The sequence below is a fragment of the Streptomyces sp. WELS2 genome, from assembly GCF_013870595.1.
Classification (GTDB): Bacteria; Actinomycetota; Actinomycetes; order Streptomycetales; family Streptomycetaceae; genus Streptomyces.
The window spans coordinates 1-17044 of sequence record NZ_JACBWZ010000003.1; the positions used below are offsets into that span (position 1 = coordinate 1).

Below are 17044 nucleotides of genomic sequence, written 5' to 3' on the forward strand. Positions count from 1 at the left end.
GGTGGACGCCTGGTTCGACACCACGACCGCAGCCCCGGGCGGCGACTTCGTCACCGCGGTCGTCATGGCGCTCGCCGCCGAGCTGCCGCTCGCCGCGCTGTGCGGCAGGTTGGCGCTGCGGACCCTGAGGCGGCCCGCGTGACGCCGACCGCCCAGCCACATGCCACGGACCGAATCGACCACCGGAGACACCATGCACCGCATCACCACCGCACTCGTCGCCCCGATCCCGGCCCGGACCCGCTGGGCGCCGTCGGCGCGGGCGCCGCGTTGGCCGCCGCCTGGCGGCCGGGTGACCCATCGCTTCATGAGGATCTCGACCTGGGCGAGGGTGATGATGGTCGCGCTCCACCGGGAGCCGTCGTTGAGGTCCACGAAGACATCGACGTTGTCCACGAACTCCAAGTCCTCGCCGGCACTCGGCAGAAACGCGGCCTCGAACTGCTCTGTGTGTACGCGGTACCAGGGTCCGTCCCAGCTGCCCGGCGTTGTGCTGTGACTCATCGGGTGAGTGTGCCGGGCCGATTCGGCCTCCTCAACCGCTTTGTTCCGCCACGCTTCCGGCGTGAACGGTGATCTCGTACCCGGTGGCCTGTGGGAGCGCATAGCCCCGCTCGAAGGCGCCGCCGCTGACCCCGGCGAAAGCGACCGGAGCGACCGAACTGCCGGCGAGCGCCGGCCCACTTGCGCCGACTGTGGACATCCCTTCAAGAGCGACCGCGCTCTCGACGCTCACCGCCGCCAGGCACACCCGGAGGACTGACTCATGCCGGTCGAGCCAGTTCCCTGCCCCCCGGACGGCGGCGGTGGCACGCCTGGACACCGGCGTCGTGCGCCGGCTGCGGTAGCGCTGCGGTGCACCGCCGCACCCCGGTGCGGCGGAACCGCGGCCGGTGTGCGGCCCCCGAAGCCCCGAAGGCCCGTCAGGGAACCGGCGGCACGGGTGCCCTGGCCGGGAGGAAGGTGTCTCCCGCACTCGCCGTGACATCGCCGGACTGCTGCCCGGCGGGCAGGGTGAGGACCGCGGTGCCGTCGGGGCCCGTGCGGGCGTGCAGCAGACCGATCCGCACTGTGGCGCCCTGGACGGGACGGGTGTCACCGCCGATGTCGGCGGTGACACGGCTCGTGACGACGGTCCCGTCCGGACCGGCCTGCGCTGTGGTGCTGAGCGCGAGGGGGGCGGGCCGGGGCATGGTGTCCGGGCAGGGCCCCACCTCGGGCAGCCCCTCGGCGTGCTCACCGAGCCACGACGAGGAGACGGTGCCGGTCTTCTGCACGCCCGGTTCGCCGTTCTGCGGCGCGGGAGCGATCTGCCGGTACTGGAGCGACGCCTTGAGGAAACCGGCCTGGTTGCCGGCGGCGTCGGTGGCGGTCAGGTCGTCCTGGATCGTGACCAGTGCGGTCACGCTCCCGGTGACGGTCTGCGTCCCGTTCAGGATGTAGCGGCCGTCGTCGCTGTAGCCGTGGTACTGCACGGAGAAGGCGCCCCCGAGGATGTCGCCGCCGATGGTGATCACGGCGGTGCCCGAGCTGTTCCCGTGGACGACGTGCACGCCGGGCAGGTCGAAGCTGGAGCGGTAGGACTGCGGAGTGGGCGCCCAGGAACCGACCTGCGTGGTGACGGTGGGCACGGGCGTGGTGGGCGGGCGGCCGATGCGCGCGACGATCAGCGCGCTGGGGGCGGTTCCCTTCTGTTGCAGGTAACTGTTGGCGCCGACCGCCGGCGGGACCAGGGACCGCCCCTGCAGCAGGACGCGGGTGGAGTCGGGGCTCCACGCTTGCTGCCCGGACAGGTTGTTGGCTGGCAAGGTGGTACCGCCGCCGTACGGATTGAGCGGCTGGCCCACGAGCTGTCCGTCCCCGTCGCCCGAGGGGGGCAGCAGCCACGGGCTCAGGTCGCACGCGAAGCCGGGGCGGCTGGAGACGTAGTAGATGGCGACGACCGCCTGCGCGAGGTCGATGAACGGGCGGGTCAGCGGCATGAGTCCCAGAGGCGTCAGCCGGTGCTGGGTGCGCCACGAGGCCGTCAGCAGCGAACCGCCGTCCGGCGAGAAGGCACCGTCCTCACTCCAGTCCGGGTATCCGGTCAGCCGGGTGACGCGGCCGGTGGCCAGGTCGATCTTCTGCTGCTGCGGGACGCCGCTGGGCTGCGCGGCCAGTACGACGGCGGAACGGCCGCCGTCGGCGAAGGACTTGAACTCCTGGAGCGAGCCCCCGTTCGCCCAGTGGTCGGGATCGGTGTCCGCCGGGCCCGACGGGCCGGGCGGGTTGATCACATGCAGGTCGTCGAGGCTGTAGCCGGACTCGCCGCGCACGAGCGCGGCAACGATCATCACCAGTCCGTCCGGGCGGGTGATCGAGTACCCGAGGTGTGTCCCGTCCGGGGCGAGGTGGTAGGTTCGCCGGCCCAGGTCTGGCTCACCGACCGTGGTGTCGGCGGACAGGTCGACCGGCAGCCACTGGTGGCTTCCGCAGTCCAGCAGACTGGGGGCGCACTCCAGGACATCGACTGCGTCGCCGAGCTCGTTGGCCAGGAACATCCGCCTCCCGTCAGGGAACGCGTAGGCGAACCCGCCTGTGATCGCCGGGTGGTCGGCCATGGAACACGTCAGGCACCGCACGTGCCGCCCGTCAGTGTCCGCGACCCACTCGCGGCCACCGTTGTAGTCCTGGAAAAGGATGTGTCGCCCGTCGGGGAACCAGGTGGGCCCCCAGGGCATCACCCCCTGCGGCACAGGCAGCGCCTCACGCTTCACCGCGTAGAACGGCGGCACCGCGGCGCCGTCCGTCCAGCTGACCGCGGCCGACGCTCCGGGTGCCGACGACACCGCGCACGTGGCGGCTACCAGGAGGGACACCGCCGCCGATAGCACCGGCCAGCGACGGCGGCGAACGGCCCGCCCCGGCCTGGGTAGCAGGAACGATCTCATCTGATCACCTTCCGGACGTGTGGTGCTCGACAGAGGGCTGGGGGAGGCCCTGGCTGAAGGGCGTCGGAGACTCCCTGGCGGAGTCCCGGTGTGGACTCGTCCTTTCCCACGTCGGCGCCGGCCGCTCCAAACTCTCCGCCGAGGGTTTCGCGATGCGCCTGATGCACCTGGGACTGACGGTGCACGTCGCGGGTGACTCCACGACTCCCGCCGCAGGCCATGGGGACCTGCTGCTGGTGTGCAGGGGGTCGGGCGAGACCCCCACCACGCTGGCGATGGCGGAGAACGCCGCGCGCGCGGGCGCCCGGATCGCTGTGGTGACGGCGAATGCCGGCTCGAGCCTGGCACGGCGGGCGGACCTGCTGGTCCACCTCGCCGAATACAGCCAGGACCACGAACCCGGCCGGTCCGCCCAGTTCGTCGGGACCCTCTTCGAACAAGGCGCCCTGTTGCTCTTCGACTCCCTGATCCTCGCCTACGAGCAGTTGTACGGCGCCGAGCCACGGGACATGCTCGCCCAGCACACCAACCTGGAATAGACGCGGACTGACGCATGACGACGACACCAGTCGGAGATCAGCACCGGGCGGCTTTCACACGATGTTGATCAGGAACGGGCCGGCGGTGGAGGTGAGTCCGCTCGGTGTGGTGCAGGCCAGCAGGTCCGTGCTGGTGATCACCACCGTGTTGGTGATCGTGTGTCCCGCGTAGTCCCCTGCGGTGACGGGACCGGTGGAGACCAGCACGGTCGTTCCATCGGGCCGGACGGCCAAGGTGCTGGTGAAGGTGAAGCGCGATGGCCTCGTTCCCGGATCGCTCCACGCGATCTGCCCGCTGCCCGCGCTGCTGCCCCCCAGGCAGTTGAGGTTGCCGCTGCCCGCGAAATGGTAGGTGCCTGCGGTGTGCCGGAGGTCGAGAGACACGCACGGGCCCAGAGTTCCGGTGGAATCGACGTCGACATGCGGGGGTGGGGCGGTGAAGGTGAGCCCGGGAGTGTACGACGTGTTCTGTACGCCCAAGGGGCACGAGACCAGCCCATCCGCGGCGGCGGTGGCCGGGACCGCGGACGCAGATGGGGCAAGAGACACACCTACGGCGAACAGCCCGGTCGTCAGAGCTAACGCGAGTCGCATGGGAGAACACCCTTCGGTCACGGCGGCCGGAAGTCATCGGTCGGCTCATGGCCCTGCTACGGAACCGACGACCACAAGCGCACGAGAAGGCCTCGCAGGACTGCCGGGAACGTAGCGCGCGCCCGGCCCGCTGGCAATGTCTGGAAGCGGACGGCTGAGGTGGTCGTGGACACCCCTGGCCCAGCGACGTAATCACCAACGCGGCGGCAAAACCGCGCGCGTCCGCCTTCCTTCCCGACAAACTCAGCTGCGGTCGCCTCGTCGGTTCCCACAGCATCGCGCATGCCGAGCCCGTCGGCTCCCGGTCGCTGGCCAGTGCGCTCACCTCAAACGCTCCGAAGAGCCGACGGCTGCGGAGGCGTCCTTGATGTCGTACGGCTGCTGCGGCGCGCGGTAGTCCCGGACGGGCACATGGTCCGGGGTCAGCGCCCCGATGGCCCGCCTCTCGTCGGCGCCAGGCGGCGAGCGCGAGCCCGGCTGCGGCGGCCAGGCGCTCGGCGTGCGTGCTGCTGCGAACGGCCGGGTGCGCCTCATCGCCGTCGGTGTTGTGACGCGCGCCAGACCAGCGCCGCGAGGCCGACTGCCTGGAGGACACGCCGCAGACGTGCGTCGGCCCGGTCGTCTCGCGGGGAGAGGCGTTGTTTGGCGGCCTGGGCCACCTGGATGGTCAGATCCTGGTTGGAGATGTCGCGGATGATGCCACGGATCTCGCCGGGCGTGGACAGACTGCTGATGAGCCCTTCCATCAAGGTGCGGGCCACCTGTTGTTCCGACGAGGCTTCACGCAGGTATGCGGTGACGATCGCGCGTATCTCCTCACGGAAGACGTCGGTCACGGACAGCTCCGGTGCCAGGTAGCGCACGGAGCCTTCGGCGTTGGCGAAGGACTTGCCCAGGATGGAGATCATGGAGCTGGTCTGGATGCCTCTGCGGGTGGAGCTGGTGAGGACGGAGGTGAGGGTCGCACCGAAGTTGAGCTCTTCCAAAGAGGCCGAGGTGATCCTGGGGACGAGTGCGGCCATGTCCTGGGTGAAGGACGAGACGTCGGCCCAGGGGGTGACCTTGCCCATCTCCACCCATGCCTTGGCGAGTGCGTGGCCGTCGTTCTGGGAGAGGCTGAGCAGGCCGAGCATCAAGGACATGCTCTGCCGGCGGTCGATGTGACCGATCATGCCCCAGTCGATGACGGTGGCTGGGCGGCCGGCGGCGACGAAGATGTTGCCCGGGTGGGGATCTGCGTGGAAGGTCATATCGATGAAGTAGCCGTGGAACATAAAGGCGAGCAACTGCCGCCCGATTTCTTTGCGTTCGACCTGGGAAAAGGACTCCGGATTCGCGTCGCGGATGCTGGTGCCGGCGGCGAGGCTCTGGATGAGCACCTTGGGGGTGGCGTCGAGCGGCCGGGGAACGGTGACAAGGCTGAAGTGGCGGGCGGCGAGGCGGGCCCGTTCCATGTTGCGGGCCTCCAGGGTGAAGTCGAGTTCCGGGCGCATGGCGTCGAATACGACACCGAGCATGGCATCGACATCGATGGTGGCGTTGAACGCCGGTGCCCGTTTGGCGAAGAAACGTGCCAGGCGGCGCAGGGTCTTCATATCCTGCTCCACCAAGAAGCGGATTCCGGGCCGCTGGACTTTGACCGCCACCGGGCGGCCGTCGGTCAGCGTCGCGGCGTAGACCTGGGCCAGGGAGGCGGTGCCGATGGGGTGTGCGGTGTCGAAGCGGTGGAAACGCCGGTGCCAGTTGCGGCCGAGGCTTTCTTCGAGTACTGGCTCCAGCAGGTGAAAGGGCAGCACGGCGGCACGGTCGTGGAGGTGTTCCAGTTCCTTGGCTACGGGCGCGGCCACGATGTCGGGGCGGGTCGACAGGATCTGGCCCACCTTCATGTAGAGCGGTCCGAGCGCCTCGAACGCCTGCCGTACGGCTACCGCGTCGGTCACTTCCCCGGAGGTGCCGCTGGCCCTGTCACCCGGCATGTCCGAAAGGCCCTTGCGGACCGACGCGTGAACGATGTGGTAGGCGATCCGGGCGAGCAGGCGGGTGCGTGCGGGGTTCACCAGCCGGGTCGCCCGGTCTTCCCGCCGTCGGCCGGGCGGGGGCCGGCCGGGTCGGCCAGTTCCCTGACGGCCCGACAGATATGGTCGGCGACGAGGTGCGAGTCGGGGATCACGGTGGGGTCGACGTTGACGGCGATGTGGCAGGTGTCCTGGTAGGACATGAGAGTGACGGTGACGGCCGAGCCCAGGGTGGGAGCGATGGCGTAGATTTCGCCGATGCGGTGGCCGTTGATCGACGCCGCGGACGTCGGTCCCGGCATGTTGCTGACCACGAACTCGTGGGTGGCGCACAGTCGCAGGAACACCGCTTCGAAGAGGGGGCGTGGCACCAAAGGGCACAGCCTGGCGATGGCGCCCATCCAGTCGGCGGAGTCGTGGTGGTAGCTGTCCCGGACGGCCCGCCGCACGGCGCGGATGCGGGTATGCACGTCAAGGAGTTCGGCTTGGACCGCGAAGCGGACGATGAACCAGTGGTTTCCTTGGCTGCGGGAGTCGTGTGCCGTCGCCTGGGGCGGGCGGCCGTAGGGCGAGAAGACACGCATGCGACGGCGGCGTACGCCGTGGTGCGTGTTGTAGCGGCGGCAGCCCTCCGTGACGGCGGCGACGAGTGCGTCGTGGACGGTACCCCCTGACGCGGTGGCGAGCTTCTTGACGGCTGACAGGGGCACTGTGGTGGTGAAGAAGTGCCGGCGGAACTGGCCGCCTGCCGCCGGTGCGGGGTGCGGGAGGTCGAGCATGTCGAGGGTGGCCCGGCCCAGGAAGCGCGCGGCTTTGAGGAGGCGGCGGCCGCGGGGGGACGACGGTACGGGCCGTTCCCCCCGGGGTGTGGAGGCTGCTCCCGCGGGCATGGGGCTGACCACCTGCCACGGTGCGCCGGCTGCCGGTGCTCCACGGGACCGGGTGCCGGTCTCCGCGGTGGCCTGGCGCAGGAAGATCTCGCGCAGCCGGATGCCGTCGGCGATACTGTGGGAGATCTTCAGGACATAGGCGGTTCCGCCGTCCTCCAAGCCGGTGAGGAGATAGCCGTTCCATGGGGACCGGCCCTGGGGGAAGGGGACTTCGGCCAGGACCTCGGCCGTGTCGAAGGTGTCCCGGCGGGTCCCCTCGCCTCCCACCTCGACACGCTGGAGGTGGTTCAGGAGGGAGAATTCCTCGTCCGGGACCCAGCGCGGTCGTCTCCCGGGGCCGCGGCCGGGAACCACCCGACTGCGAAGGCGAGGCATCGCGGCGCTGAGCCCTTCATGCCACAGGGTGAACTCCTCCCAGGACACTTCGTCCTCGAAGAACATGACGACGACGATGATGGGCCGGGCACGCCGTCCGGACTCCAGACGCCAGACCATGTGGTCCTTGGCGCTCATCTCGTCCGTTTCGGTCGCGCTCGCAGGGGGTCGGGTGGTGTCCGCGGTCACGGCGTCTCCTCAACGGTTCCGTTCGGATTCCTTGCGGGGCTTGGGGCGCCGGTGGTGTTTCTTGCCGGGGCGGTGGTGTCCGTGGCCGTCGTGGTCGTTTCCGCACGGGCAGTCGGCGTGGCGGTACCGCTCGCCGCATCCGTCGCGGCAACACTCGTCGCCGCAGCAGCCGTCGGTGGTCTCCCGCCACCAGTCCGAGTGCCGGCACGGTGTGTTGTGCTCGTCGTGGCACGGGTTGCCGTGCTGGTCGCATCGGCATCCGCGGTGCGGACGGTGTTCCCGCCGCTCGCAGCACCGGCACTGCCATCGCCCGCACCGGCAGTCGTCGCGGTGGTCCCACCGGGAATCGTCCCAGCCGAACTCGTCGTTCTCCCACCGTGCGTCGTCGTGGCGGCAGTACCGTTCACCGGGCCACTCCCGGCAGGTGGTTCCATGGCGTGGCTCGTAGCCGCCGAGCACCTCGCCGACGATCTCCTGGACGCCGTCCAGCATGTCGGCCATGGCGCGGCCGAGTCCTGCGGTCCTGTACACCGGGTTCCTCCTTCTTGCCGTTGTGGCTCGCTTGTTGTGACAGAGGGCGATGGTTGCTCGCCGCCTTCACGCCAGCTCCAAGCCCTCCATGCGGACGAGCACGGTGGTTCCGTGCGCGGTGGTCGCGGTGGCGTGGGCATGGTGGCGTTCGGGTGAGGCGATGAGGATGATGTCCGCGCCGCTGGTGGCGAGGGCGTGGTCGTTGGAAAGGCCGGCGGGAAGGTGGATGCGGTGGACGGCACGAGGCGTGGCCAGGCGTCCGGGTGCGAGGTAGCCCGCCGTTTGCAGTACCGCGTCCATGACGAGCCAGCAGGTCGCCATCCGCGCGAAGTGCTGGGTGTCCTGGCCGGTGAGATCCAGGCGGCACCGGGCGCGTACTCCCTGCTCGTCGACGCGGAGCAGGCGGACGGTGTCGAAAGGCCGCGACAGCCGGACGGCGGCGCCACGGGGCAACGGCCGGCCGCGGGGTGGAGCGGCACGGGGCGGAGGCGGCGACGCCGGCACGGGAGGCACACCGATGATGACATCGGCGGAGAAATGCAGGCCCGGCCGGGGCCGTGGCGGAGCCGCTGGCAGGGCGATGCTGCGGATCTCGACGCGCACCAGGCCCGGGCCGCCCGGGCAAGGTGTGTAGGCGGCGTACAGCTCGTAGCGGGTGTGCCGCGGGGAGACGGCGATGGGTGCGTGGAAGCGGATGCGGGTGACTTCGCGCGCCGTTCCGCCGGGGACGAGGTGCCCGGCGGACGCGACGGCGAGTTCGACGGCGAGTGCCCCGGGCAGCAGCGCGGTGGCGTTGCGCTGGTGGCCCAGCAGGTAGGGGTACGGACGGAGGTCCACCGGCCACACCGCGCAGGTGGCGGGTTCGTCGGGGAGGAGCGGGACCGGCGTGTGGAAGAAGGCGAACGCGGGCTGCCGCGAGACCAGGCCTGGGCAGTGTCCGTCGATGGTGCGCCGCTCCGGCCGCCCGAGAAAGACCGGTACGGCGTTCCCGAGACCGGGTGGCGCGGTGAGCTCCGCCGTGAACAGCCGCTGCCCCTCGGCGTCGCCGAGCAGGCTCAGCAGACCGGTGCGACGGGTCAGGTCGGTGAAACCGGAGCGCGGCCCGAGCCCGGAGTCGCTCCACATCGTCCAGGCGATCGCCCGTTCGTCGTGTCCCCGCAACACTTCGTAGCGGGCCGCCGCGTTGAGGGTGTCGTTCGCCGGCCCGTAATCGCATTCGCCGGGCAGGCCGAGCACACCGGCGATTGAGCTGAAGGTGCACCACGTCGCCGGACGGGGGCTTGCGAAGGCGGCTTTGAGGTTGTGGTAGCCGTCGACCTTGACGCTGCGCACCTCCCTGAACGCGGCGAGCGACTTGTTCCGCAGGGCCCGTGCCCTGCCGATGCCGGCGGCGTGGAGCAGCAGATCCACGCGGCCGCTGACGCGGTGGATCCGCCCCGCTGCCTCCCGCACCGCGGCCGGGTCGGTCACGTCGCATGTCAGGTAGTGCACCCGGGTACTGCCGCAGCGTCGGCGCAGCGTGGCCAGGGTGTGCAGGGCCTGCCGGGCGTGCTGCAACCGGTCCCACTCCGCGCCGGCCTCGGCGACCGGCAACCCGGGCGAGGCCGTGAGCCGTCGGCGCAGGTACTCCACGCGGCCGGTGCCGCCGAGTTCACGTGCCCGGTCGGCGAGCGCGGCCAGCGGTGTGCTGCCCAGCAGCCACACCACAGGACGCGTCCGGGCCGGCAGGCCGCACAGCGCGGTGGCGGTGATACCGCGGGCTCCTCCCACGGCGACGATCACGGTGCCGTCCGTCACGGGGTCGTGCCGTGACGGCACGGTGAGCGGTGCCGGGACCAGGCGTTCGGCACCGCGTGCTCCGCCGCGGTAGTACCCCACCGGCAGTCCACCGGTCACACCGGACTCATGGGCGAGCTCGTCCAACGCCGTGTCGAAGTGCGGGCTGTCGGTCACGACGGCGTAGGTGCGCGTGCCGGGCAGCTCCCAGGACGCGCACTTCACGAAGCCGGTGAGCAGGGCCGCGTGCGGGTGCGGCACTCCGCCCCGCAGCGGGTCGAGGACCACGACGGCCAGCGAGGAGCCGTCCGGGCGGTCGGAGGAAAGGTGCTTGGCGGCCAGGAACAGCAGCTCTTGCAGAGTCAGCAGGGGCTGGCCGGGGAGCTGCGGCCAGGCGGTGCCACGCAGATCGGTGACCGCGCGGACGTGCCGCAGCGGACGGCGCCCCGAGCCGCCGGACTGCCGCCCCCACAGCGCCTCGATGGCCCCTTCCTCCGCGCGGGCCAGATAGGTGACCCCCGGTCCGGCGGGAGCGGTGCACACGACGAGTGGTGCGGACGGCCGAGGCAGGGCGGCCATGCGGGCCGCGAGGCGTGGATCGTCGGTGAGGACCATTGTGTCGGGTGCGAGGGGCGGGATCGCGGGACGTGTACGGCCTGCGGGCGCTGGTGCGATCACGGTGAGGTGTCGTTCCATGGTCACCTGCTCCTTGCAGTCGGCGCGGCCGTCCACCGCTCCACGGTGACCGCAGGGGCGTGCCGGCCCGATGCCACCAGGTGTGGGCCGGGTCCCGCGGCGAGGGCGGCCCTCAGCACGGCGATGGTCCCGTCGGCCGCCAGGTAGGTGGGGCGCGAAGGCGGGGCGTCGGTGGCCGGCGCCGGCGGCAGCAGGCTGGTGCGCAGCGTCGCGATCCGCGGCCAGCCCAGGCTCGCGGCGATGCTGTGCCGTGCGAGCATCAGCAGGAACAGTCCCTGCGCGACATCGGCGGGGCCGATACCGAGTTCACGCGGAGCCAGTTCCGGTGGGGCGGTGTTGCAGCCGAGTACCAGGGCGAGGTCCAGGTCCGCGGTGCGCAGGTGGTCGGCGGCCACATGAATGGCGGCGAGCCCGGAGTCCGGACCGCTGTCCAGCATCATGGTGGGGCCGTACAGGTCGTACCGGTTGGCGATCCAGCCGAGGGCGACACTGGGCATGCGACCAGCCAGGGTGTAGGGGCCGACCGGAGCTGAGCGTTCGGCGTGTTCGGTGAAGAACCGCGCTGCAGCCTCGCCGTCGTCACCGTCGCCAACATGCCGTGCCAGCCGGGTGCGGAAGCACCGTACCGTGGAGTCGGCGGCCAGCCGGGTGGGCCCGTAGTGGGCGCCGAACACGCCGGTACGAGCGCGTAGTACGGGCCCGTCGAAACCGGGGCCGTGCAGTGACGAGCGGACCAGCGCCAGGGCCATCATCTGCAGTCGGTCGACCTGGGCGGCGACACGCGGGGCGACCCGGGTCTCCAGGAACGACGGCGGGGAATGGGGTTCGGGGAAGCACCGTTGTGCGGACGGCGCGCGTCCGGCGATCAGGTTGTCGTGCACCTCCTGCCGGGTGGGTGCGCCGGGTAGGAAGGCGTCCCAGCCGACCAACGCCACCTCGTCATCCGTCCGGAGCGCGCCCGAGACCAGTCCGTCCACGGGACTGTCGGGATGCTGGACCAGCAGGTGTCCGTTGATGCCGCCCAGGCCGCAGGCGAAGGCGCCGGCGATGCGGCGGACGGGACCGGGCCGCCCTTTCCGGGAAGGGGAACGGGCAGGCCGCAGCGGATGCGCGGCGGAACGGACCCGGACAGCGGCCGGCGCGGTGTGCTGTGGCGTGGTGAAACACGGTTGGGCGGGCACGGCGGCACGACGCAGCCCGTTGAGGATCTGGATCACCGAGACCACCCCACAGGCCATCCCGGTATGTCCGACGACGGGTTTGTCGGAGGTGACGTCCACGCCTTGGGGGTGAACGGCGGCCAGGGAGCGCGTCTCGGTGGCGTCTCCGGTCACGGTGGCGGTGCCGTGTGCCACCACCCACCCGACCTGTTGTGGGTCCAGGCCGTTGACGGCCAGGGCTCGTCGCATCGCGGTGATCTGGCCTTCGGACCGGGGAGCGAAGATGGCCTTGCCACTGCCGTCGGACGCGCCGCCGAAGCCGACCAGCACGCCGTGGATCTCGTCACCGTCGTGCCGGGCGCTGTCCAGCAGCTTGAGGACCACCACCGCGGCGCCGTCGGAGAAGGCGGTGCCGTCGGCGTGCGCGTCGAACGCCCGGACCCGTCCGCTCGGTGACAGTGCGCCCATCTTGGCGAAGTAGATCTGCCGCAGCGGTCCGTGGGAACTGGTCCCGCCGCAGACCGCGACATCGGTCTCCCCGGCCAGCAGGTGCCGGACCCCCAGATCGATGGCGTACAGGCCCGCGGGACAGATGTTGTCGACGACGATCACCGGGGTACCGTCCGGGACGATGCCCCGCATCGCGCGGCGGGCCAGCGTGTGCGGTTGGTAGTGGTGGTGGGAGTGTGCCGCGCTGGGGTCGGCCGCTGCCAGCCGCGCCCGCAGGCGGGCACGGGTCGCATCCTGGTCGCCCGCCAGGTCGCGGGCGATTCCGGCGGTCGTCAGATCGGTGGCGAGTGCGGCGTCCCATTCGTGGCTGGCTTCGGTGGTCGCTGCCAGGAAGAGGGCGAGCCGGCTGCCGTGAGGGACACGCGTCGCGTCCAGCGCCTGGAGGAGGCTGTGCCGCAGCCAGGCGGCTTGCAGGTCGCCTTGGCCGGGAGCGGTCCACGACGCCTCCAGCCGGGGATGCGGGGTGAAAGCCGTCAACTCTCCGAAGACACGGCCGTAAGTGCGGTCCTCGGCCGCGGGGTCCTGCGCCCAGAAGTCCTCCGGAGCGAACCGGGTGCACGGTTCACGGAAAACGGGCCGGCCTCGCTGGACCAGTCTCCACAGCTCCTCCGGACTCGCGGCCCCCGGTACCGCCAGTCCGGCTCCCACGACGGCCACCAGCGGCCGGGAGGGCAGTGACGCCCTCATGATGACGAGCGAAGAAGGTAGTCGGCGACCGACGCGGGGGTCAGAGGCGAGGGCGCATCCGCCTCCGGCGGCAGGGACAGCTGCCAGCGTTCCGACGCCTGCGCCAGCACGAGTTGGTGCTGGAGCGAGTCCACGCCCAGCTCAGCCTCCAGGTCGATGTCGTCGGTGACCACCTCCGGCGGGTACTCCAGTACCTGCGCGTACATCGTCTTCAACTCGCTGATCAGTTCGTCGCGGTCAAGGGGCATGCCGGTCCTCCAGTGGTTGTGCCGGCCCGGATCTCCGTACTCGCGTCACACAGGCGCTCGCGGTTGAGCCTGGTCCGGAAGGGGGCGAGGGTTCGTGCGTCCGGTACGCCGGCTTCGACCAGGTCCGACAGAGTGTGTTTCAGTCCGCACTCGATGAAGAGCCGGATGCCGTCGTCGTACAGGTCCCGCACCGCCCGGGCGAAGTCGACCGGCAGCACCATCTGCAACGCCAGCGTCTCGGCCAGATCGTCGCAGGGCAGGTAGGCGCGGCCCAGCACCGGGCCGTAGACCGGGCGGCTCGGCCGCTGCCTCGGCACCGGGCGGGAGGCCGCCGCACAGTGCCGGAAGACCGGGGTGAGCAGCGGATGGTGGTGCGGGCAGGGATCGGTGCGTAGACGCACCGCACGCACACCGGCGGCCAGTGCCGCCTCCCGGACGCGGTCGATACGTTCGGCGGGTCCCGACAGCACCACCTGCTCCGGTGCGTTGACGGCGGCGATGACGACGTCCGTCTCTTGAGCGGCCAGCCGACGCGCCCGCTCACGGCTCAGTGGCACGGCCAGCATCCGCCCGGCCGGCACGGTGTGCGAGCGGACCGCTGTGATCCGTTCGCACAGCAACTGCGCCGCGGCCCGCACCGTCAGTCCTTCCGCCGCGACCAGCGCCGCGTACTCGCCGAGGCTGTGCCCGCAGACGACCTGCTCCCGGACGCCCAACAGGCGACGCAGGATCCGGTGACAGACGACCTGGCCGGCGAAGATCTCCAGGGCCCGGGTGTCACGGCAGTCCCACACACCGGCGCCCGCTTCAGCATCAGGGGCGCCCAGGAGGGCTTCGCGGACGGACGGCAGGCCGTACCTCGCCGTGACCTCGTCGACCTCGGTGATGACCGGTTCGGCTTCCGTTTCCGCCTCGGCGCACCCGGAGAAAGCGGCCGGGTAGAACGCGCCGAAGCCAGGAAAAATCAAGGCGGTCCTCATTTTCCTTCCCCGAAAAGAAGAACCGGCTTGACGCATTTGCCTATGGCCACATCTCGCGCTGCCTCGTTGATCGCTTCGAACGGGTACGTGGTGATCAGGCGGTCGAAGGGAAGAAGACCCTTCTGATGGAGAGCGGCCAGTAACGGGATGTCGACCTGGGGGACCGCGTCACCTTCCACGATTCCCCGCACTCTCCGCCCGAACATCAATCCGGACATTTCCAGGGCAACTTCGGATCCGGGACGTGCGGCACCGATGACACCGCACGTGCCGCGCGTGTGGAGAACGTCGACGGCCGCCCGCAGCAGGCCGGGGTTGCCCGTCGCCTCGATGGTGTAATCGAATCCGGTGCCATTGGAAATCGCTCTCAATGATTCCGCCGCGCTCACGCTGGCGGCGTTGATCACGTGTGTCGCGCCCAATTCCTCGGCAAGCCGCAAACGGTTCTTGTTCCGGCCGACCACCGCGATCGTCGAGCACCCGGCGACGACGGCCGCCATCACCGCACTGCACCCAACCGATCCCGCCCCGAACACGGCGATCCGGCTTCCCGCCTCACAGCGCAGCGCCTTGAGGACCGCGCACGCCCCTGTCTGGACGCCGCATCCCAAGGGTCCCATCAGTGGCAGCGGCAGGTCGGCGGGGATCCTCACGACGCTCCGCCGCGGAGCGAGCACATGGGTGGCGAACGACGATTGTCCGAAGAAGAAGCCGTTCACCCGGCTCGCGCCCCGCCTCAGCGATGTCGATCCGTCAGGCCGGCCGCAGGCGAAGTTGCGAGCCAGGAACTCCGCGCAGTAGGCGGGTGCCCCCGTGCGGCAACGAGTGCAGGACCCGCACGAGGCGAAGCTGAGAACGACGTGGTCACCCGGGGAAACCTCGCCCACCTCGTTCCCGACGGCCTCCACCACACCGGCGCCCTCATGGCCGAGAACCACGGGAAAGGGAACCGGATACCAGGCGTCCCGGACGATCAGATCGCTATGACACACCCCTGTCCCGGTCATGCGCACCAGCACCTCGCCCGGTCCTGGAGGATCGAGAGTGACTTCCCGAATGATAAACATATTATTCGGTGCATCGGTTACCGCCGCTCGGATCAGCATGTAACTCACCTCGCACGGGGGAGTAATGGAGCGAAAAGAGGGCGTGCCGCGCCGGAGCGTGACCCGCACCGCTGAGATCCGGGCGTCAGGCGGATACGTTTCTACAGTGATAACGAAGTCATTGACATGTCAAGAGGCCTGTCACAGAATCCAGTTGACCACCTTCCCTCTTGTAGGCGCGCGTCGCCATCATTCAAGGGACTGCGCTCCACCGGCGCACGCTCTGCGTGCCGCAGCCATCTCCCACACGCCGATTGTCTGCGGCGTGATGACTCCCCTCCGCAGGAGAATGAGTGAGCCGCAATTCGTGTGACATTGTGATTGTCGGCGGTGGAACCGCCGGGGCCGTTCTCGCGGCGCGCCTGAGTGAGGACGGACGGCGCCGCGTCGTTCTGCTCGAAGCCGGCCCGGTCTTCCCACCCGACTCCTTCCCTCTTTCCGTGGCATCCAGTGCCTTCATCGGCCGGGCCACCGGGTTCGACTGGGGTTACAGCGCGCGCCCCAGTCGTACCCCCCTGCCCCGAGGCAGGATGATCGGCGGTTCCTCCGCGATGAACGGCACCGTGGCCATGCGCGCCCTGCCCGCGGACTTCGCCCGCTGGACGCGCAGGGGAATCCCCGGATGGTCCTGGTCGGACGTGCTGCCCGACTACACACGCCTGGAGCGAGCCGATGCCCCGTGCATGACACACAGAGGCCGCAACGGCCCCGTGCCCGTGCACCAGTTACGCCGAAACGAACTCAGTACCCTGCAAAGGGGCTTCTTGTCCGCCAGCCGCCGACTCGGCTACCAACCGACGGACTTCAACGGCACCGCACCCCACGGTTCCGCCCCCTACCCCGTCAACGCCGTGCACGGCACGCGCGTCAACACGGCCATGGCGTATCTGAGCGCTTCCGTGCGAGCGCGCCCGCACCTGCGCATCGAGAGCGACACGCTCGTCGATCGCGTCCTCGTGCGCGGTCACCGGGTGACGGGCGTCGTGCTGGCCGGTGGCGACACACTGCACGCCCCGGACGTCATCCTCAGCGCCGGCACGTACGGCAGCGCCGCTCTGCTCCTGCGCTCCGGCATCGGCCCGCAGCGGCACCTGCGGCAGCTGGGTATCCCCATGGTCCAAGAACTGCCCGTCGGCACCGCCTACCGTGACCACCCCCTCCTGCAACTGGCGTGTCTCGCCTGGCCATGGCGGGCCGATCGACCGCGCTCGGTCGCGGCCGCGGCCGTCTGGACCGCGAGCGCATCGGCCCCACCCGGAGAACTCGATCTCCACGTTGGCATCATGCAACCGGTCATGCCCGTACCGGTGCCCGCTTTCACCCTGATCGCGGGGGTGACCCGTCCCCGTTCCCACGGCACCATCACTCTCTCCTCACGCGATCCACGCGCGGCCCCGCGTATCCACCCGAGGTGGCTGAACGATGAACGGGACCGGGACCGCCTGGCTCAAGCCATGGCGTTGGCGCACCGCCTGACGCGCACCCATCCGCTCGCCAGGATGATCGCCTGCCGTCTCTTCCCCGACCCCGGCGCGATGCCCCCCGCTCGCCTGCACCGCCTTCTCAAGATGTCGGTGGGCACGTTTCACCACCCCAGCTCCAGCGCTCCGATGGGGCCCGCAGGCGATCCTCGTGCGGTCGTGGACGCCGTCGGCCGCGTCCACGGCGTCGACGGCCTGCGCGTCATCGACGCATCCATCTTCCCCGACGCCCCCTCGGCGCCCACCGATCTGACGGTGATCATGACGGCGGAACACATCGCGAGAACCATGCGCTGAGCGGCGTCACGGCCCAACCGGAGCCCTCCGGTACCGGACC

General features: G+C 70.4%; 13 protein-coding genes and 1 pseudogene. 2 read left to right on the forward strand and 12 right to left on the reverse strand.

Annotation, left to right across the window (positions count from 1 at the left end; genetic code table 11):
* Nucleotides 1–296: 296 nt before the first annotated feature.
* From H5J33_RS00425 to H5J33_RS00435, 3 genes and pseudogenes are all read right to left on the reverse strand, one after another.
* Nucleotides 297–504 (reverse strand): annotated as a pseudogene (locus H5J33_RS00425) (hypothetical protein); the annotation flags it as partial.
* 31 nt (nucleotides 505–535) lie between these two features.
* Complete coding sequence (locus tag H5J33_RS00430) at nucleotides 536–736, reverse strand: hypothetical protein (RefSeq protein WP_181792703.1); 201 nt, start codon at nucleotides 734–736, stop codon at nucleotides 536–538.
* 187 nt (nucleotides 737–923) lie between these two features.
* Complete coding sequence (locus H5J33_RS00435; protein ID WP_181792704.1) at nucleotides 924–2858, reverse strand: hypothetical protein; 1935 nt, start codon at nucleotides 2856–2858, stop codon at nucleotides 924–926.
* Between the two features lie 89 nt (nucleotides 2859–2947).
* On the opposite strand from H5J33_RS00435, the gene H5J33_RS00440 reads away from it, so the two are divergent.
* Nucleotides 2948–3469, forward strand: coding sequence for an SIS domain-containing protein (locus H5J33_RS00440; RefSeq protein WP_309485283.1), 522 nt, complete (start codon nucleotides 2948–2950; stop codon nucleotides 3467–3469).
* A 54-nt stretch (nucleotides 3470–3523) separates the two neighbouring features.
* Here H5J33_RS00440 and H5J33_RS00445 read toward each other — a convergent pair whose 3' ends face one another.
* The 9 genes from H5J33_RS00445 to H5J33_RS00485 all read right to left on the reverse strand — a co-directional run bounded on the left by H5J33_RS00445 (nucleotide 3524) and on the right by H5J33_RS00485 (nucleotide 15226).
* Entirely contained in the window at nucleotides 3524–3853 is a 330-nt protein-coding gene (locus H5J33_RS00445) for a hypothetical protein (protein WP_181792705.1), read from the reverse strand.
* A gap of 740 nt (nucleotides 3854–4593) precedes the next feature.
* Nucleotides 4594–6120 carry an AarF/ABC1/UbiB kinase family protein gene (locus H5J33_RS00450; protein WP_181792706.1) on the reverse strand — a complete coding sequence of 509 codons (1527 nt, stop codon included), beginning with the start codon at nucleotides 6118–6120 and terminating at the stop codon, nucleotides 4594–4596.
* A complete protein-coding gene (locus H5J33_RS00455) occupies nucleotides 6117–7532 on the reverse strand; it encodes a wax ester/triacylglycerol synthase domain-containing protein (RefSeq protein ID WP_181792707.1) in 1416 nt (471 codons plus the stop codon). The genes H5J33_RS00450 and H5J33_RS00455 overlap by 4 nt, the downstream gene beginning before the upstream one ends.
* A gap of 9 nt (nucleotides 7533–7541) precedes the next feature.
* Entirely contained in the window at nucleotides 7542–8063 is a 522-nt protein-coding gene (locus tag H5J33_RS00460) for a hypothetical protein (RefSeq protein ID WP_181792708.1), read from the reverse strand.
* Between the two features lie 66 nt (nucleotides 8064–8129).
* Complete coding sequence (locus tag H5J33_RS00465) at nucleotides 8130–10535, reverse strand: SDR family oxidoreductase (protein ID WP_181792709.1); 2406 nt, start codon at nucleotides 10533–10535, stop codon at nucleotides 8130–8132.
* Between the two features lie 2 nt (nucleotides 10536–10537).
* Nucleotides 10538–12892, reverse strand: coding sequence for a beta-ketoacyl synthase N-terminal-like domain-containing protein (locus H5J33_RS00470; RefSeq protein ID WP_181792710.1), 2355 nt, complete (start codon nucleotides 12890–12892; stop codon nucleotides 10538–10540).
* Nucleotides 12889–13140 (reverse strand): acyl carrier protein, encoded by a 252-nt coding sequence (locus H5J33_RS00475; protein ID WP_181792711.1) that lies wholly within the window; start codon nucleotides 13138–13140, stop codon nucleotides 12889–12891. Before H5J33_RS00475 ends, H5J33_RS00470 begins: the two co-directional genes overlap by 4 nt.
* Nucleotides 13116–14120 (reverse strand): ACP S-malonyltransferase, encoded by a 1005-nt coding sequence (locus tag H5J33_RS00480; protein ID WP_181792712.1) that lies wholly within the window; start codon nucleotides 14118–14120, stop codon nucleotides 13116–13118. Before H5J33_RS00480 ends, H5J33_RS00475 begins: the two co-directional genes overlap by 25 nt.
* A complete protein-coding gene (locus tag H5J33_RS00485; protein ID WP_181792713.1) occupies nucleotides 14117–15226 on the reverse strand; it encodes an NAD(P)-dependent alcohol dehydrogenase in 1110 nt (369 codons plus the stop codon). The genes H5J33_RS00480 and H5J33_RS00485 overlap by 4 nt, the downstream gene beginning before the upstream one ends.
* 293 nt (nucleotides 15227–15519) lie before the next feature.
* Between H5J33_RS00485 and H5J33_RS38215 the strand changes: the two genes are divergently transcribed.
* Nucleotides 15520–17004 (forward strand): GMC family oxidoreductase, encoded by a 1485-nt coding sequence (locus H5J33_RS38215; protein WP_181792714.1) that lies wholly within the window; start codon nucleotides 15520–15522, stop codon nucleotides 17002–17004.
* The last annotated feature ends 40 nt before the right edge of the window (nucleotides 17005–17044 follow it).